At 69.6% G+C, this 18,869-nt stretch carries 17 protein-coding genes; 3 read left to right on the forward strand and 14 right to left on the reverse strand.

The window, feature by feature from the left end; all coding sequences use genetic code 11:
* Nucleotides 1-38 precede the first annotated feature (38 nt).
* Both ACWEOO_RS33650 and ACWEOO_RS33655 read right to left on the reverse strand, forming a co-directional pair.
* A complete protein-coding gene (locus ACWEOO_RS33650; RefSeq protein WP_452146463.1) occupies nt 39-965 on the reverse strand; it encodes an RNA polymerase sigma-70 factor in 927 nt (308 codons plus the stop codon).
* Nucleotides 965-1,897 carry an NAD-dependent epimerase/dehydratase family protein gene (locus ACWEOO_RS33655; protein WP_452146464.1) on the reverse strand — a complete coding sequence of 311 codons (933 nt, stop codon included), beginning with the start codon at nt 1,895-1,897 and terminating at the stop codon, nt 965-967. Before ACWEOO_RS33655 ends, ACWEOO_RS33650 begins: the two co-directional genes overlap by 1 nt.
* Before the next feature lie 165 nt (nt 1,898-2,062).
* Between ACWEOO_RS33655 and ACWEOO_RS33660 the strand changes: the two genes are divergently transcribed.
* Genes ACWEOO_RS33660 through ACWEOO_RS33670 form a run of 3 tightly spaced genes read left to right on the forward strand, consistent with a single transcriptional unit; the run spans nt 2,063 to nt 7,848 of the window.
* Nucleotides 2,063-5,479: an alpha-N-acetylglucosaminidase TIM-barrel domain-containing protein gene (locus ACWEOO_RS33660; RefSeq protein WP_452146465.1), complete on the forward strand. Its 3,417-nt coding sequence runs from the start codon at nt 2,063-2,065 to the stop codon at nt 5,477-5,479.
* An 8-nt stretch (nt 5,480-5,487) separates the two neighbouring features.
* Entirely contained in the window at nt 5,488-6,666 is a 1,179-nt protein-coding gene (locus ACWEOO_RS33665) for an ROK family protein (RefSeq protein ID WP_452146466.1), read from the forward strand.
* A 30-nt stretch (nt 6,667-6,696) separates the two neighbouring features.
* Nucleotides 6,697-7,848, forward strand: coding sequence for an AAA family ATPase (locus tag ACWEOO_RS33670; protein WP_452146467.1), 1,152 nt, complete (start codon nt 6,697-6,699; stop codon nt 7,846-7,848).
* Here ACWEOO_RS33670 and ACWEOO_RS33675 read toward each other — a convergent pair.
* From ACWEOO_RS33675 to ACWEOO_RS33730, 12 genes are all read right to left on the reverse strand, one after another.
* A complete protein-coding gene (locus ACWEOO_RS33675) occupies nt 7,845-8,702 on the reverse strand; it encodes a hypothetical protein (protein WP_452146468.1) in 858 nt (285 codons plus the stop codon). The two genes, ACWEOO_RS33670 and ACWEOO_RS33675, sit on opposite strands and share 4 nt — an antisense overlap.
* Nucleotides 8,702-9,424 carry a CDP-alcohol phosphatidyltransferase family protein gene (locus ACWEOO_RS33680; RefSeq protein WP_452146469.1) on the reverse strand — a complete coding sequence of 241 codons (723 nt, stop codon included), beginning with the start codon at nt 9,422-9,424 and terminating at the stop codon, nt 8,702-8,704. The genes ACWEOO_RS33675 and ACWEOO_RS33680 overlap by 1 nt, the downstream gene beginning before the upstream one ends.
* 150 nt (nt 9,425-9,574) lie before the next feature.
* Complete coding sequence (locus ACWEOO_RS33685) at nt 9,575-10,015, reverse strand: nitroreductase family deazaflavin-dependent oxidoreductase (RefSeq protein WP_359938053.1); 441 nt, start codon at nt 10,013-10,015, stop codon at nt 9,575-9,577.
* Nucleotides 10,016-10,075: 60 nt separating this feature from the next.
* A complete protein-coding gene (locus ACWEOO_RS33690) occupies nt 10,076-10,495 on the reverse strand; it encodes an SRPBCC domain-containing protein (protein ID WP_452146470.1) in 420 nt (139 codons plus the stop codon).
* Nucleotides 10,496-10,543: 48 nt separating this feature from the next.
* The gene (locus ACWEOO_RS33695; protein ID WP_452146471.1) at nt 10,544-11,005 is read right to left on the reverse strand and encodes a hypothetical protein; all 462 of its coding nucleotides are present in this window, start codon (nt 11,003-11,005) and stop codon (nt 10,544-10,546) included.
* Nucleotides 11,006-11,093: 88 nt separating this feature from the next.
* Nucleotides 11,094-12,092, reverse strand: a complete 999-nt coding sequence (locus tag ACWEOO_RS33700) for a hypothetical protein (protein ID WP_452146472.1) — start codon at nt 12,090-12,092, stop codon at nt 11,094-11,096.
* 1,420 nt (nt 12,093-13,512) lie between these two features.
* Entirely contained in the window at nt 13,513-14,568 is a 1,056-nt protein-coding gene (locus ACWEOO_RS33705) for a hypothetical protein (protein ID WP_452146473.1), read from the reverse strand.
* A gap of 116 nt (nt 14,569-14,684) precedes the next feature.
* Nucleotides 14,685-15,779 (reverse strand): PP2C family protein-serine/threonine phosphatase, encoded by a 1,095-nt coding sequence (locus tag ACWEOO_RS33710; RefSeq protein ID WP_452146474.1) that lies wholly within the window; start codon nt 15,777-15,779, stop codon nt 14,685-14,687.
* A 63-nt stretch (nt 15,780-15,842) separates the two neighbouring features.
* The gene (locus tag ACWEOO_RS33715; protein WP_452146475.1) at nt 15,843-16,670 is read right to left on the reverse strand and encodes an Fpg/Nei family DNA glycosylase; all 828 of its coding nucleotides are present in this window, start codon (nt 16,668-16,670) and stop codon (nt 15,843-15,845) included.
* 180 nt (nt 16,671-16,850) lie between these two features.
* Nucleotides 16,851-17,318, reverse strand: a complete 468-nt coding sequence (locus ACWEOO_RS33720) for a ribose-5-phosphate isomerase (protein WP_363712169.1) — start codon at nt 17,316-17,318, stop codon at nt 16,851-16,853.
* Nucleotides 17,319-17,328: 10 nt separating this feature from the next.
* A complete protein-coding gene (locus ACWEOO_RS33725) occupies nt 17,329-18,084 on the reverse strand; it encodes a hypothetical protein (protein ID WP_452146476.1) in 756 nt (251 codons plus the stop codon).
* 82 nt (nt 18,085-18,166) lie between these two features.
* Nucleotides 18,167-18,781: a mycothiol-dependent nitroreductase Rv2466c family protein gene (locus tag ACWEOO_RS33730; RefSeq protein WP_363712165.1), complete on the reverse strand. Its 615-nt coding sequence runs from the start codon at nt 18,779-18,781 to the stop codon at nt 18,167-18,169.
* Between the last annotated feature and the right edge of the window lie 88 nt (nt 18,782-18,869).

Here is an 18,869-nt window from a genome sequence, read left to right on the forward strand (position 1 = left end):
GGCACACAGCGGGGCGCAGGGGTCTTCCCTGCGCCCCGCTACCCGTTTCGGCGGGCCGCGTTCGTGTCCCGGACGACGGCCCACGCGTCGGCGACCGGGCCGACGTGCCGGAGCTTGTCCGGGTTCACCACCGCACGGATCGCCTGGATCTGTCCGTCGGCGATGTCGAGCGTCCAGGTGTTGACCACGCGACCCGCGTTGTCGCGGAAGATCGCGCCCGGCTGGCCGTTCACCACGTGCGGCTCCACGACACCACCGATCTGGGTGAACGGCGCGGACAGGGCAGCCAGCATTCCTGCGACGTTGTGAGCGCCTGTGACGACACCCCGGCCCCACTGCGGCGCCTTGCCACCGGCGTCCCCCACCAGCTGGACGTCGGCGGCCAGGAACTCCAGCAAGTTGTCGACGTCGCCTTCTTTGAACGCGTCGAAGAAGCGGACCGCCAACTCCTCCCGCTCACGCTGGTCCGCAGCGAAGCGCGGCCGCCCTGCCTCCATATGGCGACGCGCTCGAACCACCAACTGACGGCAGGCGGCCTCAGTCCGTCCCAGCGCCGACGACACCTCAGCGAAGTCGAACCCGAACACCTCCCGCAGCACGAACGCAGCCCGCTCCAGCGGAGACAGCCGCTCCAGCAGGAGCAGCGCGGCCATCGACACCGAGTCGGCCAGCTCGGCCGCTCGCTCCGGGTCCTCGTACGGGTCGGACAGCAACGGCTCCGGGAACCACGGTCCGACGTACGCCTCCCGACGGCGCCGAGCAGACCGCAGTACGTCGACGCAGATACGCGTCACGACAGCGGACAGGAACGCCTTCGCGGACGCCGGTTCCGTCCGTGACGCGGCGTACCGGAGCCACGTGTCCTGTACGGCGTCCTCCGCCTCGCTGACGCTGCCGAGGATCCGGTAGGCGATCGAGAACAGCAGCGGTCGCAGCTCCTCGAACTCCTCGTCGCGAGTGCGCATCACGCCAGCTCGGCCTTGAAACCCTGACGCCACGACGGGTAGTGCAGCTCCCAGCCCAGCTCCCGCTTCGCCTTGGCGTTGGAGAACCCACGGCCCTCGGTCATCATCACCACAGCCTGGTCCCCCGCCAGCCGTCGCGCCAGCCACACCGGAACACGCAGCGGCGGCTTCGCACCCGCGCACTCCGCCAGGTACGGCAGCCAGTCGCGGGCCGGTGCCGGGTCGTCATCGACGATGTTGAACACACCGCCGGCCTTCTGCTCGACAGCCAGCACTGTCGCGCCGGCCGCGTCGTCGAGATGCACCCAGGAACTGTAGCCAGTACCGCGTCCCACCAGCGGGTACTGGCGTTTGCGCACGAGCTCCACCTGGTCGTCGATGGCCCCCGGGCCGTAGAACGCGCCGTACCGCATGACGGCTCCACCGATCTTCAGCACGAGGTCCTCGATCCGGCTGAGCGCCTTCAGGCCGACGTACGCGGCTGTCCCTTCCAGAAGGTCCAGCGGGTCCTCCTCGGTCTTGACCCACCCGCCTTCGCGGATGCCGTTCCAGCTCGCGTAGCCCTGGGCAACGAAGTGCGGCACACCCACTGCCTCGGCCGCGGCCAGCAGGTGGTCGGTCCCCTCGGTCCGCAGCCGGTTGGTCTTCGCGAACCAGCGGTCCGGGTGCTTGATGTCCGGCTTGCCCGCATGCGCCATCGAGATCGCGGTCATCTGGTGCACGATCACGTCCGGCCGTGCGAGCGCGACCGCCTCGCCGACCGCCGCGCCGTCCAGCCCGTCCATCACCACTGCTTCGGCACCTGCTGCTCTGACCAGGTCCAGCTTGGCCGCACTGGTCGTCGTAGCGGTCACCTGATGCCCACGTGCTACGAGCTGCGGCACCAGCCGCCGCCCCATAACTCCACTCCCACCAGCCACGAACACACGCATCGCTCGTCACACTCCTTGATCGGTTGCGCCCCCGAGACGAGACAGCGCGGCCGGCTGTGACACGGCAGGTTTAGGAAGAATATTTTCGAAAGTCCTCGCCGAGCTGTTGACCGGTTGCATACCGCCATTTAGTTTGGGCCGCGATCAAAATCGGAGGTCAGGTTGATGAACCGACGTACCAGGGTCCGGCGATGGCTCGCCGCGACGACCGCGGCGGCCACTGTGGCAACGGTGGCGCTGCTGCTCGGCGCGCCGCCCGCACTGGCGGACTCCCCGGAGCAGGGCCCGTCCGCCCGCCCGCTCTTCGACACCGGTCCGGCCAAGGACGCGATCCGGCGCCTGGTCGGCACCCGGCACGGAAGCCAGATCACGCTCGCCACGATCCCGGCGTCCGCGGGCCGCGACACGTTCCGGATCACCAGCCGTGGCGCGCGGCCGGTCGTCGAGGGCAGCAGTACGTCGGCGTTGCTGATGGGGTTCAACTGGTTCCTCAAGCACGTTGTGAAGGCGGACATCTCCTGGACCGGCGACCAGCTCGACCTGCCGCCGGTCCTGCCCGCGCCGCAGCGGCCGATCGAGCAGTCGTCGGTCGTCGAGCACCGGTTCGCCGGCAACGACACCGAGGACGGGTACTCCGGCCCGTACCGGACGTTCGAGGACTGGGAACGGCTGATCGACATCCAGGCACTGCACGGTGTGAACGAGATCTTCATGCCCATCGGGACCGAGGCCGTGTACTACGAGGCGCTGCAGTCCTTCGGCTACCAGGCGGACGAGTTGCGCGCCTGGATCCCAACACCCGGGTACCAGCCGTGGTGGCTGCTGCAGAACATGTCCAACTTCACCGCGCCGGTCAGCGCCCAGGTGATCCAGGAGCGCGCGGAGCTCGGCCGGCGGATCGCGGACCGGATGCGGTCGCTCGGGATCACGCCGGTCCTGCCCGGCTACTTCGGCACGGTGCCACGGGACTTCACGGCGAAGAACCCGGGCGCTACCACCGTGCCGCAAGGCACCTGGGTGGGGCTGGAACGGCCGGACTGGCTGGCGCCGACCGACCCGCTGTTCGACCAGGTCGCGGCCCGGTTCTACGCGGTCCAGGAACGGGTCCTGGGTCCGTCGACGATGTTCAAGATGGATCTCCTGCACGAGGGCGGACGGCCCGGCAGTATCTCGGTCGGCCAAGCGTCGGTGGCGGTGCAGAACGCCCTGGACAGGGCACATCCGGGCGCGATCTGGGCGATCCTCGGCTGGCAGAGCAACCCGCGTCCGGAGACGATCGCGGCCATCGACCGTAGCCGGATGCTGGTCGTCGACGGGCTGTCCGACCGGGCTTTGAGCCCTGACCGCGAAAAGGACTGGTCGGGGACGCCGTACGCGTTCGGGTCGATCTGGAACTTCGGCGGCAACTCCACCATGGGCGCCCCGATCCGCGCCTGGAACGAGCGTTTCTGGGCCTCGCTGGCGAAGCCCGGCTCGGCCCTGTCCGGCATCGCGATCATGCCCGAGGCCAGCTACAACAACGCGGTGGCGATGGAGTTCCTGGCCGAGCTGCCCTGGCACGACGGCCCCGTGGACCTGGACCAGTGGTTCGCCGACTACGCGGACGCCCGGTACGGCGGGACGGACCCGAACGCGCGGGAGGCGTGGCGGATCCTGGCCGAGACCGCGTACTCGATTCCGCCGAACGGCGGCCGCTCGTCGGGCCACGGCGGCCTGTTCGCCGCGATCCCGAGCCTGACGGTCCAGCGGCCGCACAGCTGGGCGCAGGCGGCGTTCGCCTACGATCCGGCCGAGTTCGCGGGTGCGCTGCCCGCACTGCTCGCGGTCGGCAGCTCGCTGCGGAACAACGCGGCGTACCGCAACGACCTGCTGGAGGTAGCACGTCAGTCCGTCGCCGACCGGTCCCGTACGTTGCTGCCGCAGATCCGGTCGGCGTACGAGGCCGGAGACCTCAGGCGCTTCACGCAGCTGACCGACACGTGGCTCGGGTACATCGCCGGCGTCGACGACCTGGTCGGTACCAACGAGCAGTACCTGATCGGACGGTGGCTGGAGCAGGCCAGGAGCTGGGGTGCGGACAGCACCGAGTCCGCGCAGCTCGAGTACGACGCGCGCAAGCAGCTCACGTCGTGGGGACTGCGCACCACAGACCTGCAGGACTACGCGTACCGCGAGTGGTCCGGGCTCCTGGACGGCTACTACGCGCCCCGCTGGAAGCAGTACTTCGAGGCGCTGAAGACCTCGGCCACACCACAGATCGACTGGTACGACGTGGCTGAGCAGTGGTCGCGAGACCGCACCAGCTACCGCACCCAGCCGACCGGCGACACCTACACAGAAGCCGCCAAGCTGCTGGACCGGCTGAAGAACGACGACTACGACGTGACGCTGGCACTCCGCCCGACCGGGACCGTGGATGCGTCAGGGGCTGCTCAGGTCACCGCGATCATCACCAACACGAACTACTTCGGCGCCCTCACCGGGCTGACCCTCGACGTCACGGCACCCACTGGGGTCACTGTCGAACCAACAGGCGACGCACCGAGCCAAGTCGGACCAGGAGCCACGGTGACGCGTTCCTGGACCGTGCGCGGCGGCAGTGGTCTGCAGGACAAGGTGACACTGCAGGTGTCGATGCGGTCCGACCAGTCCGGGCTCCGGAAGGCCAGCGCGGTTCTGCCGGTCGCGGCGGCCGGGCGGTACCAGCTGAGCGACCTGCAGTTCGCGTCTTCACGGAACCACGACGGCGTCTACCCGGTCGCACGCGACACCGTCACGCCGGCCACGCCGTCCGGCAACGGCCAGCCGATCCTGCTCGACGGTGTTGCCTACAGCAAGGGCCTTGGCACCAACGCGAACGCCGACGTACGGTTCGAGCTCGGCGGTGGCTGCGGGCGCTTCACCACGGTGGTCGGGATCGACGATGCGATGAACCACACTCCCGACGGCGATGTGGTCGTCCGTGTCTTCGGTGACGGCCGACTGCTGACCGAGTCCGGCGTGCTGCGCAGCGGAATCGCGGGCGACGCGTCGAAGGCGGTCGTGCTCGACGCGGACGTCACCGGCGTACGGCAGTTGCGGCTGCAGGTGCACCAGTACGACGCGAACCGGTACTTCGACGCGTTGTCGTTCGGCGTACCGACGGTCACGTGCTCCACGCCGCCGCCGGTCTCCTTGAGCCTGGGGAAGCCTGTAGCGGCTACCAGCGCGGAAGGTGGTCACGCGGCGGCCAGCGCGGTTGACGGCGATCTGAGCACCGGCTGGTTCTGCGCGCCCGCACAGTGCGCAGGGCAACCGTCGTCGCTGCAGGTGGATCTCGGCGCTGCTCACGCACTGTCCGGCATCCGCGTCACGCCGTACTACGCCGACGGCCGGTCGTACCTCTATCGTGTCGACGGAAGCGTGGACGGGCAGACGTGGACCCGGCTGGCGGAGAAGGTGACCCACAAGGCGCAGACTGCTGTGGGCGACCGGTACGACGTGACGGGCGCCTACCGGTACGTCCGGGTGACCGGATTCGCGAACACCACCAACGCCTACACGCTCCACCTCCAAGAGTTGGCGGTGTACGGCGTGTACTGAAGGCAGGGATGACGAAGGCGATACGGATCACCGAGAAGGTGACGCCCGGCGTACTGCGCGAGCGGAACACCAGACTGGTTCTGCAGACCGTGCTGATCGGAGACGGCAGCATGTCGCGCGCGGACATCTCCCGGTCCACCGGTCTGGCGCGCGCGGTCGTGTCGGAGATCGTCGAGTCCCTGATGGCACGGCATCTGGTGGTCGAGGAGGCCGGGACGCCGAGCGGCCGCGGCAAACCCGCGAAGCCGCTCCGCGTCGACACCGGCCGCCAGTGCCTGCTGATGGCCGACCTCCGGCCGACCGAGATCGTCGCGGGCGTGGTGGGACTGGACGGGGTGATCAGCACGACCGGCCGGGTGGCCCTGCCGCCCGGCCCCGGCGTCGACGACGTGATCTCGGTCCTGGGCAGCTTCCTGCGGCAACTGGCCGCCGACGACGGGCGGACGGTGCTCGCCGCGGGCGTCGCCGTCCCGGCCATGCTGTCGCCGGAGCAGGGCATCGTCGAGTCGATCCAGTTCCGCTGGCACGACGTCGACCTCGCCGGGCCGTTGCGGGAGGCCCTCGGGTACGACGTGGTGCTCGTCAACGACGCGACCGCGGTGGCGATGTCCGAACTGTCGCACCGCAGTCAGGCCGGCGGCAGTGTGATCGTGCTGCACATCGCCGGCGGTATCGGGTCCGCCATCATCCTCGACGGACGCGTGCACCTCGGCGAACGGCAGCGGGCCGGCGAGGTCGGGCACATCGACGTCGGCGTCAGCGACCGGCGCTGCGAGTGCGGCCGGACGGGCTGCCTGGAAACGGTGGCGAACCTGCCCGCGATCCTCGGCGACGCCGCCGTCGAGGACCTCGACGCGGTCGCGTCCCCCGGCGAGCCACCGGAGCTGCGAGCCCTCGCCGAGCGGGTCGAATTCGCGGGCCGGAGCCTCGGCGCGCTGGTCTGCGTCCAGGCGGCGATCCTCGACATCCCGGACGTCGTGATCGACGGGCCGGTCCGCCGGGCCGGGGCGCGGCTGCTCGACGCCATCGAGCAGGAGCTCGCCCGCCGCCTGCCCGCGGTCGACGTACGCCGTCCGCGGTTCTCGACGATGGCGGACCGGAGCAAGATGCACGGCGCGGCGGCCGCGGCGATGCTGCAGGAACTCGGAGTCCTCTGGCACATCTCCCCGGACCGCGCCGAAACCTGATTGTCGGAGGGCGTCGGTACCTTGACTGACATGCTGACGACGCTGGCGGTGGAGAACTACCGGTCACTGCGGCGGATCGTCATGCCGCTCCGCGGTCTGAACGTGGTGACCGGTGCGAACGGGACGGGCAAGTCGAGTCTGTACCGGGCGCTGCGGTTGCTGGCCGACGCCTCGCGGAACGGGGCGGTCGCGGCGCTTGCCCGTGAAGGTGGGTTGCAGTCGACGCTGTGGGCCGGGCCCGAGCATGTGCGGAAGGACCGACCGACGCAGGGCACCGTGCGGACCGGGCCGGTGACGTTGCGGATGGGCTTCGCAGGCGACGACTACGGCTACCTGATGGATCTCGGGTTGCCGATCGCGCATGGATCAGAATTCGACCTCGATCCGGTGATCAAACGCGAGGCCCTGTGGGCCGGGCCGTTCCTGCGGCCGGCGGCGCTGCTGGTCGAGCGCAACAACCACGAGGTGCGGATCCGTTCGGCGAGCGGTGAGTGGCAGCGCGGCGGGCACCCGCTGCAGACGTTCGACAGCATGCTGAGCGAGTTCGCGGATCCGGAGCGCGCGCCCGAACTGCTGCTGGTGCGGGAGCGGCTGCGCGGGTGGCGGTTCTACGACCACTTCCGCACCGACGCGACAGCGCCCGCCCGTCAGGTGCAGGTCGGCACGCGCACCGCCGTGCTCGCCGCGGACGGCGCGGATGTCGCGGCCGCCCTGCAAACGATCCGGGAGCTGGGCCCGCGCGGGGCATTGGACGAGGCGATCGAGCTGGCGTTTCCCGGCAGCCGGGTGCAGATCGTCAACACCGCAGGCCGTTTCGAGATCGCGTTCCACCAGCACGGTCTGCTGCGCCCGCTGTCCGGGGCGGAGCTGTCCGACGGCACCCTCAGGTATCTCCTCTGGGTCGCCGCGCTGCTCACCCCGCGGCCGCCCGAGCTCCTCGTCCTCAACGAGCCCGAGACCAGCCTGCACCCGGATCTCCTGCCCGCACTGGCCAACCTGGTGGTCACCGCCGCGAAGGAGACCCAGGTCATCGTGGTCACCCACTCCCGCCCGTTCATCGCCGCACTCGAAGCCCTCTCCCCCGACCTCCAGACACTCGAGCTCGTCAAGGAGAAGGGCGCCACCACCATCACCGGCCAGGGCCCACTCGACGAGCCGCCCTGGAAGTGGCCGAGCCGCTAGGGACCGGCCGGTACGTCCTGGGGTTTCACGCTCTCGAAGCGGACCAGGATGACCGAACCCGCCGCGGACAGGAGGAAACCGATGATCGCGGCCGGCCACCAGCCGGCACGGACGGCGTCGTCGAGCACGAAGACGCCGACGGCGGCAGGTGTGATGGTCTGCAGCGCGATCATCGGCGTGGTGGCCAGCGTCACTGACCCCCGCTGCAGCGCCAACGAGTAGAGGATGAACGCCAGTGCGCCGCTGATCGGCAAGGTGTAGAGCGTCGGGCTTCGTACGAGCTCGCTCAGCGACCCGTCCTGCAACAAGCGGGCAGAGATCGCGACGCCGGCGTATCCGAGACCGGCCAGCAGGCCGAGCAACGCCGTGGAGACACCGTGCTGCGAACGGCTGGCGACGGCGCCCAGGACAGCAATCGTCACGAGCCCGATGATGATGCCGATCGTGAGGCCGTGGTGCTGCGCGCTGTCGCCGGCATCACCGGCAGCCACCGCGAGCAGACCGAGCCCGACGCAGACGCCGATCACCGCAGACCATTCCAGCGCGCTCAGCCGATCCGACATCAGCCGCGTCGCGAGCAGCGCCGTGATCACGAGGCTGACGGCGATCCCGGCCTGCGCCAGATACAGCGGCAGCAGGCGCAGCGCGACGAAGTGCAGCCCGAAGCCCGCCAGGTTCAGCCCGAGCGCACCGAGGAACGCGGGCTGCTTGAGCAGCGCAGCCACGAATCCGCCGAGCCGGCGCGGATCCAGCTCCGACTCGGTCGGCACCTTCCGCGACCCGACGGCCTGCAGGATCGCCGCGATACCGAACAGCACCGCGGCGCCGAGCGCCGCGCTCAGCCCGAGAACCACTACGCGACGGCCCTACGGCGCCAGGTGAGGTAGAGGCTCAGGCCGCCGTAGTACACCAGGTACGACAGCGAGATCGCGACCACGACCACGTTCGGGTCCGGCATCTGCGCGAGCAGCACGGCGTACGACGCCAGCCAGATCGCGGTCGCCAGCAGATTCAGCGAGCGGAACGCCTTGGTGCGCGACGGGTACACGTACTTCACCGGGATGAAGACGAGCACCGAGCAGACCACCAGGATGATGCCGGTGGTGACCGGGCTGAGGCTCAGGACCACGACATAGAACGCGACCACGTTCCAGTAACTGGGGAAGCCGAGGAAGAAGTGGTCCTCGGTCTTCGCGTCGACCCGGCAGAACTGGTAGCTGGACGCGAGCAGCGGCAGCGCGCCGAGCACCGCGCCCCAGGTACCGGACGGGAGATAGCCGCCGGTCCACAGCAACACGATCGGCGCGAACGCGTACGTCAGGTAGTCGACGATGTTGTCGAGCATCGCACCGTCGAACCACGGGATCGTCTCCTTGACCCGCAGCCGGCGGGCGAGCATCCCGTCCGTGCCGTCGATCACCAGGGTCGCGAGGCCGAGCCAGAGCGCCCGCACGGCGTCGCCGTCGATGGCGGCGATGACGATCAGCAGCGCGAGCACCGTTCCGCTCGCGGTATAGGCATGCAGTGCCAGTCCGGCCAGACGCAGCCGCGTCGACCCGACGAACGGTTCCCGCACCGCGTCGTGTGTGGTCAGGACAACTCCCAGAACTCAGGCGACGCAAGGCGTCGGGCCGGGTCGAGGTCGACCCAGCCGTCGCCAGCGTCTCACAAGCCTGGCCCGCGCCTCGTCACCGACCGTCAACCGAGGCGAGATCTTTGCAAGGACTTAGTTGACCGGGTCGAGGAGGAAGAGCGGGATCTTCCGGGTGGTCTTGGTCTGGTACTCGGCGTACGGCGGGTACGCGGCCACCGAGCGCTGCCACCACTCGTCGTACTCGTCGCCCTCGATCTCGCGGGCGACGTACTCCTTGGTGACGTCGCCGTCCTGAAGGCTGACCTTCGGATCGGCCTTCAGGTTGTAGTACCAGACCGGGTTCTTCGGTGCGCCGCCGAGCGAGGCGACCGCGGCGTACACGCCGTCCTTCTCGACCCGCATCACGGGCACTTTGCGGATCTTGCCGGACTTCGCACCGCGCATAGTCATCAGCACGACCTTGAGCCCGATGATGTCGACCGCGTCGGTGGTCCCGGCCTCGGTGACCTTCTCCACCTGCTCGCGGACCCAGTCGCTGGTGCTGGGGGCGTACTCGTCGCTGTTGGTTGTCATGTCACCCATGATAATGGTGACGCATCACCATCAACAGCCCCGGCGCGTCGCGCGGACAGGTCAGAGCGCCGGAGCCAGCTCGGTCAGGGCCGCAAGCGCGTTGTCCCAGGCCTGCGCGGACTGCTCGGGGTCGTGCTGCTCGTCCAGGCGGTCGAAGCCCGACTCGACCACCAGCAGCCGGGTGCCGTCGCCCTCGGGCGTGAGCGTGAACTCGACCAGGTTCGCGTTGCCCGGCACCGGCTCCACACCGGGCTCCACGGCGTACCGGTAGGCGAACCGGCGGCCCGGCTCGACCTTCTCCACGAAGCCGCGGAACTCGCCGTGCTCGTCCCAGCGCATCACCAGCCGCCCACCCGGGCGCAGATCGATCTCCGCCCCGCCGAACGCGTACCACCGGGCAAAGGTCTCCGGCTGCGTCACCGCGGCCCACACCACCTCCGGCCGGGCCTCGACGTACACCTCACGCTCCACGCTGTCCATGACGCCTATCCTCCCCGTTCGGGGGTGCCCAGTTTCGCCGGGCTTGATTCATCGGGCGCAGGAGCGGAGCTGGGTTGCGGTCGCGATCGTCGCCTCGATCCAGCGCCGGCGCAGGAAGTGCGCCTTCAGCAGCCGGTGAACGCCGTCCAGCACGACCAGCCGACCGCGGTACGCGACCAGGTTGATCGGGAAGTCGAGATCCGCGTCCATCACCCGCTGGTAGTGCGCGCGGAAGTTCATCGGCGTCTCGGCGACCTGGTGCGGCGTCACCCTGAACCGTTCGCCCTCGAGCTGCCACAGCGGCAGGTCGAACATCCAGACCAGGTCGGCGATCTCGACCGGCTCGACCTTCAGGTCGAGCTCCCACAGTTTCGCGAGCTGCCAGCGGTACGGCGGGAACACCTCCCGCAACGTCTCCGGCATCATCGCGACGAGTTCCTCGAACGACACGTCCGGCGCCGCCGGATCCGCGTCCGAGTCGAACGTGTCACCCAGCCCATCGATCGTCACGACGGAGCAGGCTACGCCATCGCCGGGGCGACGACGGACCGGTACGCGGCCGCCCCGGACGGAGCGGGCGGCCGCGTGCGGATGACGGTCAGGCGGTGTGCTTGCCGCGGCGGCGGAAGGTGACCACTCCGGCGCCGGCCATCAGGATGCCGCCGGCCGCGAGCAGCAGGCCGCCCGCGAGACCGAACGTACCATTGCTGTTGGCAACCGAGTCTCCGTCGGATCCACCGAAGCCGGCGTCGATCGCGGTCGGAACACCGGCGGTCGGCGTGTCACTCGGCACGTCGGAGACCGGAGTCGACTCGGTCACCGGCGGCGGCGTGCTCGTCGGGTTCACCGACGTTCCCGGGGTGGACGGCGTGTCAGTCGGCGTCGCAGGCGGAGTGTCCGTCGTGGTGGGCGACTCCGTCGGCGGCGTCGTGGGCGGAGTGTCCGTCGTGGTCGGCGGGGTCGTCGGCGGCGTGGTCGGCGGAGTGTCCGTGGTCGTCGGCGGCGTGGTCGGCGGCGTCGTGGGCGGAGTGTCCGTCGTGGTCGGCGGAGTCGTCGGCGGCGTCGTGGGCGGCGTCGTGGTGCAGCCCTCGACCCAGAACACCTTGTGCTTGACGTCGTTGCCGATCGAGCCGGGGGCGTTCACGGTCAGCTTCACGTGGTAGCCCTGCTGCGGGTGCGGCTCGCCGGAGAACTTCAGCGTGTAGACCTCACGCGCGTCCAGGTCCGTGCCGCCACCGGCCTCGTCCTCGCCGATGAACGGGTCCAGGTTGCCGGACACCACCTGAAGGCCGGCGTCCGCGGTCGGGGCCTGGTCCTCGAAGGTGACATGGGCCTTGTACGAGTCGTCCTTGTCGTAGTTGTAGAACTCGACGGTGAACGTGCAGCCCTGGTGCGGGTTGTTGTCCGGCGGTCCGCTCTGGATGTCGGCGCCCTCGATCTTCACCGTGCCGTTGTTGCCCGGTGGGTTGTGGCCGGCGGTCTGATCCGCGTTGGCCGAGGGCGCGACGAGCAGAGCCGCCGCGCCGAGAAGCAGTGAAAGCGCTCCGGCGCCGGCGAAGATGCCGGCCGCGCGGGAGCGAACGCCCGTGTGGGTCATGTCCGTCCTCGAACGAGTGCAGGGGTTAGGCCTTGGAGAAGTATTTCGGTTCCGTTACGGCAGTCAAGCTCGTTCGGTAACGATTAGCCCGCGTGTCGCAGGGTTTTCCACAGCCCCCGCCGCGCAAGGCCTGTGGACAACGCACAAGACGGGGCACTGAGCCGATCGCACCGGCCGGCGTTCACCACAGCCGATACCCCAGAACTCCGATCTCGCGCGACGCGTCTGCCCCGGACTCGTCGTACTCGCCCGCACACCACGTCCCACCGGTCGTGACAACAAAGTGAGCCAACCGCGCCACCCACGAGAAGCACGCCGCCGACCTCGGACAGCCTGTCGTCACCGGCTTGCCGCCACCGAACAGACCGGCGCGAGCAGGCCGGCCTTCACAGCAGTCGGCACACCGGAACCCGTCGGGCTCGGAAGGCGCGTCGACGCCGGACTCGTTGTACGCGCCCGCGGAGGGCTGCGGACATCGCGGTCTGAGCCAATCGCGCCAGGCCAGAAGTAACTCCTCCGCGCGTCATCAGTTGCCACCGGCCTCGGTCGACCTGTCGTCACTGCTTGCCGCGACCGGACGGTCGGCGCACCGGGCGGGCCGGCGTCCACCGCAGTCGGTACGCCGGAACTCACCGTCACGGCGGTCGACGCCGGACTCGTCATACTCGCTCGTGGAGGGCTGCGGCCACCGCGCGTCCCAGCGATCGTGACAGCGGTGTGAGCCAATCGCGCCACCAGCCAGAAGCACTCCTCCACGCGTCATAAGTTGCCGCCGGCCCCGGTCCGCCTGTCGTCACTGCTTGCCGCGACCGGACGGGTCGGCGCACCGAGCAGGCGTGCGTTCACCGCAGTCGGTACGTCGGTACGCCGGAACTCGCCGACCTCATACGGCGCGTCGGCCCCCGGGGTCGTCGTACGCGCCGACGGAGGGTTGCGGACACCGCGTACTGGCCGTCGTGACGGCGGAGTGAACCGATCGCGCCATCCGCAAGGAGCATGCCGCCGGCCTCGGTCGGCCTGTCGTCACTGCTTGCCGCGACCGGACGGGTCGACGCATCCGGCGTTCACCGGAGTCGGTACGCCGGACCTCACCGAGCTCGTATGGCGCGGCGGCGCCGACCTCGTCGTACGCGAAGACGGAGGGCCGCGGACACCGAGCGTCCCAGCGGCCGTGACAGCGGAGTGAGCCAATCACCCCACCGGCCACAAGTACTTCGCGCGTCATCAGGATGCCGCCGGCCTCGGTCGGGCTGTCGTCGCCGGTGGTCGCGACCGGGCGGGTCGGCGGACGCGGCAGACCGGGGTTCACCGCAGTCGGTACGCCGGAGCTTGCCGAGCTCGTGTGGGGCGTACTCGTCGGGTGGAGGGCTGTGGACAGCGCGGGTCCCGGCGGTTGTGACGGCCGCCGGGACCGGGGCTGCTATCTGGTGTGGCGGCCGTGGCGGCGGAGTGAGCCGATGGCGCCGCCGGCGAGGAGCATGCCGCCGAGCGTCATCAGGATGCTGCCCGCCTCGGACGGGCTGCCGTCGCTAGTGACCGCGACCGGACGGGTCGGCGGACCGGGCAGGCCGGCGTTCACCGCAGTCGGTACGCCGGAACTCGCCGAGCTCGTGCGGTGCGTCGGCGCCGGAGTCGTCGGCCTCGTCGTCGTACTGGCCGGCGGCGTGCTCGACACCGTTCCCGGAGGCACCGTCGGCGTCGTCACCGGAGTACTGGGCGGCGTCGTCACAGGCGTGGTGGGCGGTGTCGTCGGCGGCGTGGTCGGGGGCGTGGTGGGGGGCGTTGTCGGAGGCGTCGTGGGCGGGGTCGTCGGCGGGGTCGTGGGCGGAGTAGTCGGCGGAGTAGTCGGCGGGGTCGTCGGCGGAGTAGTCGGCGGGGTCGTCGGCGGAGTCGTCGGCGGAGTCGTCGGCGGAGTCGTCGGCGGAGTCGTCGGGGGTGTGGTTGGGGGTGGGGCGTCGCAGCCCTTGACCCAGAAGACTTTGTGTTTGGTGTCGTTGCCCTGGGCGCCGGGGGCGTGGATGGTGATCTTGAGGTGGTAGCCCTGCACGGGATGCGGCTGGCCGGTGAACTTCACCGTGTAGACCACGCGTGCGTCGAGGTCGTTGCCGCCGCCGGCCGGATCCCCGCCGATGAACGGGTTCAGGTCGCCGGACACCACCTGTACGCCGGCGTCGGACGTCGGCGCCTGGTCCTGGAAGATGACCTGCGCGTTGTACGGCCCTTCCTCGTAGTTGTAGAACTCGACGGTGAACGAACACCCCTGGTGCGGGTTGTTCTCCGGCGGTTTGTCGCCGAGTTCCACCCCGTCGATCTTGATCGTCCCGTTGTTGCCCGGCGGCGCCGCCATCGCCGCGCCGGCCGGCAGCGCGTCCCCGCCCGGCCGCACGAACATCGCGGCGGCGCCGATCAGAACCGTGAGCGCCCCGGCGGCCGCCACCATCGTGGCAGCCTGAGCGCGAACCCCCTTGACGACCATCCCCAGTCCCCTGTCTCACCAATGGTCACAACCCGGCGGACATCTCTCCAGCAGTATGCCCCTCTCGTTGCCCAAGTCAACGAACTCGCGGGATGACAACGAGAGACTTGGTTGCCTCAGGCATGCGCCATGCGGTGGATGATGACGATCGCCGAGTCGTCGCCCGGCCCGCCGGCGGTGGCCACCAGCTCCGCGGCCGCGCCCAGGAACCCCTGCCCCACCAGCCGCTCCGCGTGGCCCGCGAGCCGGTCCGTGCCGCGGCCGATGTCCTGGCGCGGCGTCTCGACCATCCCGTCGCTGTACAGGAACAACGCGTCCCCGAGCTTCAGCTGCCCGTGGTTCACCTCGAAATCGGGCGACTCCACCAGCCCGAGCAGCGGACCCTCGGTGTCCCGCGTCTGCCAGCGCCCCGACCACGCGTCGAACTGGATCGCCGGCGGATGCCCGGCCGTCCGGACGTCGAAGTCCCCCGTGCGCAGGTCCAGCACGACGTGCACAACGGTCGCGAAGTCGTCGTCCCACTCCTGCCGCCGGATGTACCGGTTCGCCGACGACAGGAACTCCTCTTCCGGTACGACGCCCAGCAGCCCGCCGAACGCGCCGGACAGCAACAGCGCCCGGGTCCCGGCGTCGATGCCCTTGCCGGAGACATCGACCAGCGCCACCTCGAGGACGTGCTCGTGCACCGTCGACACGACGAAGTCGCCGGAGAACGTCGACCCGCCCGCGGACTGGATCGCGACCTCGACCCGCCAGCCCGGCGGCAGTGTCGGCAACTCGCCCTGTGCGGTGAGCGTGTCGCGCAGCTCCATCAGCATCGACTCGCCGCGCGTCCCGGGTACGCCGAGCCGGCTGCGCACCTTCGCGCTGGTGATCATGATCCAGCCGACGACCACGAGCACCAGCACGAAGCCGATCCGGGGCAGCGTCAGGCCGCGCGACAGGACGACGTACGCGCCGAACGTCGTCGTGATCGCGGTCAGCGCGACCAGCTCCCCGAACCGCAGCAGCACGCCGCCGACCACCAGCGGGACGATCAGGAACGAGGCCGGCACGAACGTCGACCAGGCCAGGCACGCGATCGAGATCAGCAACTGCACCAGCATGAGCGCGCCGAAGGCGACGCGGTGCGAACGGCGGGCACGCCGGCCCAGCGCCTCGACCCGGCGGCCGATGCGTCGTATCAGCGCGAGTCCGCCACTCTTCCTCATGGTGTGAAGAACATAACGGTACCGATCGGTCCGTGCATCAATTCGAAACACAACCGGTGACTATCAGCTCTTGCGAGTGAGACCGGTTCGCTGGCACTTGGGGCACCAGAACAAGTTACGGCCCGCGAGGATCTTCGTGCGGATCACCGACTGGCAAACGAAACACCGTTGCCCCTGACGCCGGTAGACGTAGACCTCGCCCCCATGGTCGTCCCGGCGCGGGTCACGGCCCATCGCCTCCGGGGTGTGGTCGTCGGCAACGGTGTCGATCCGCCCGGTCTCCACGCCGTACTTCATCAGCGCGAGCAGGTCGTCCCACATGCCCTGCCACTCGCGCTTCTTCACCACGTTGCCCGGTGTCATCGGGTTCAGCTTGGCCCGGAACAGCACCTCGGCGCGATACACGTTGCCGACCCCGCTCAGCACGTCCTGGTTCATCAGCAGCTGACCGATCGGCAGCTTGCTACGGTGGATGCGGTTCCATGCCAGGTCCGGATCCGCGTCGTCACGCAGCGGGTCCGGACCGAGCCGGCCGAGCAGCTTGTCGCGCTCCTCGTCGGTGATCACCTCGCACACGGTCGCACCGCGCAGGTCGGCGTACGCCGTGGCGTTCTGCAGCCGCAGCCGGACCTGACCGACCGGTTCGGGGACCGGCGCCGGGCGGATGTCCATCTTCCCGATCAGCCCGAGGTGGATGTGCAGCCAGCCCGCGCCCTCGAAGTCGGCGAGGAAGTGCTTGCCGTGCGCCTCGGTCTGGCGCAGCAGGTGCCCGTCGAGCAGCGCAGCGCCCTCGGCGAACCGGCCCTGCGGGCTCGACGCCCGAGCCGTCCGGCCGCCGAACGCGTCCCAGACGTCGTTCGCCAATCGATGCAGGGTGTGACCTTCAGGCATAGTTCCTCTTATGGGGACGACAGATGGATCCAGAGGGGGCCGGACGAGTCCGCCCACCCCGGCCGTGGTCGGCACCGGCCGGAGCATGCGGGCCCGCGACGTGTCGCGGCCCCGTCAGCCCGTCGTACGTCGCCCCGTCCTGCCGAGCACCGATGCGACCGATGCGACCGAGCACGATGATCAGGGCAGCGGTGGGAGTTCGCCGGTGGACTCGTAGGCGGACAGCATCTCGATCCGGCGGGTGTGCCGTTCCTCGCCGGAGTAGTCGGTGGCCAGGAACGTCTCGACGAACGCGGTGGCCTCCTCCTCGGTGTGCATCCGGGCGCCGACGCTGATCACGTTGGCGTTGTTGTGTTCGCGACCGAGCCGCGCGGTGTCGGTGCTCCAGGCGAGCACTGCCCGGACGCCCTTCACCTTGTTGGCGGCGATCTGCTCGCCGTTGCCCGAGCCGCCGATCACGATGCCCAGGCTGCCCGGTTCGCCGGCCACGGCCTGGCCCGTGCGCAGGCAGTACGGCGGGTAGTCGTCGACGGCGTCGTACACCGCCGGACCGTGGTCCACGACGTCGTGCCCGGCAGCCGTCAGGTGCTGCACCAGGTGGTTCTTGAGTTCGAAGCCGGCATGGTCGGAGCCGATGTGCACTCGCATGGCCCGCAATCTACTTGTCAGCTTTCCGCACGTGTACGCCGCCCGGCACCGTCAGCTCCGCGGTCAGCTCCGTCACCGCGGCGTACGCCTGCTCGTACGGCGTCCCGCTCGGGTGCAGCGTGAAGACCGCGACGATGCTCCGGTCGTCCGGCCCGACGGTGCCGGTCGTGTGCAGCGCGTCGTTGACGAGGTCGACCACGGACTCCGGTTTCGCCCGGTCCGACCGATACCCGCTGGACCCGTGGAACCCGGACCAGCCCTGCTTGATGCTGTAGCCGTCCGCGAAGACCGACGGGATCCCGAAGAACTGGTCGAAGCCGTCCGTGCCGTGACGGGTCGCCTGATGCAGGTGGCCCATCACGAAGTCGCGGACCGGCCGTGGGGCGTCCTCCAGCAGGTGGCGGTAGATCCGGACGGTGTCGGCGGCGGTGATCGCGACGTACCCCCAGAAACCCGGGTGGCTGGGCGGCGGGCCGGCCGTGTGCGTCAGGCCGAGTCGCTCGGCCGTGCGGTCCACGATCGCGGCGCCGCCCAACTGGTCCCAGTAGTAGCTCGCCGCGTCGTCGTCACTGCTGCGCAGCATGACCTCGAGCCGTTTCCCGTCGTCGGGCGGTACGTCGTACTCCGGTCCGCGGCGTGCGAAGAAGTCCAGCGCGATCAGCAGCTTCACCACCGACGCGGACCGGAAGCGCTGGTCCGCGTCCTGCTGGTGGACGAACTGCCCGGTCTGGCGGTCGAACACGGCGACGCCGGCGGCCAAGGTCATCTGGAAACCCACTCACTCCTGGACGGATTCATGAGTGAGTAACTTTCACCGCCCGGGTGCTGAAAGTTCAACCCCTGAACCGTCAGTCGAAGATCGGGCCGCGGTCCCGGGTGCGCTTGATCTCGAAGAAACCCTCGGTGCCGGCCACCAGCCGGACGCCGTCCCAGAGCTTGCCGGCCGCCTCGCCCTTGGGCGCCGGGGTCACCACCGGACCGAAGAACGCGGTGCCCTCGACGGAGATCACCGGCGTACCGACCTCCATGCCGACCTGGTCCATGCCGGCGTGGTGCGACTTCTTCAGCGCGTCGTCGTACCGGTCCGTGTCGGCCGCCTCGATCAGCGATGCCGGCAGCCCGACCTCGGCCAGCGCCTCCTTGATCACGTCGCCCTTGCCGTCGCCGATCCCCCGGCCCTCGACATGGATCCGCCGGCCGAGCGCGGTGTACAGCGGCAGCAGCACCTCGTTGCCGTGCGCCTGCTCGGCCGCGATCAGCACGCGGACCGGGCCCCACGCGTTGCTCAGGAAACTGCGGTATTTCTCGGGGAGCTCGTCACGGCCGTCGTTCAGGACGGCGAGGCTCATCACGTGCCAGGTCGTCGTCACGTCCCGGACCTGCTCGACCTCGAGCATCCAGCGGGACGTCATCCAGGCCCAGGGGCAGGCCGGGTCGAACCAGAAATCAGCGGAGGCAGTCATATTCACCATCATACAAAGTTGAAACAACGGTTATACCGACTCGGTATCCAATACCCAATGTCGGGGGGAAACCCTCGGCCAACCCGCG

The organism is Kribbella sp. NPDC004138, from assembly GCF_053603655.1.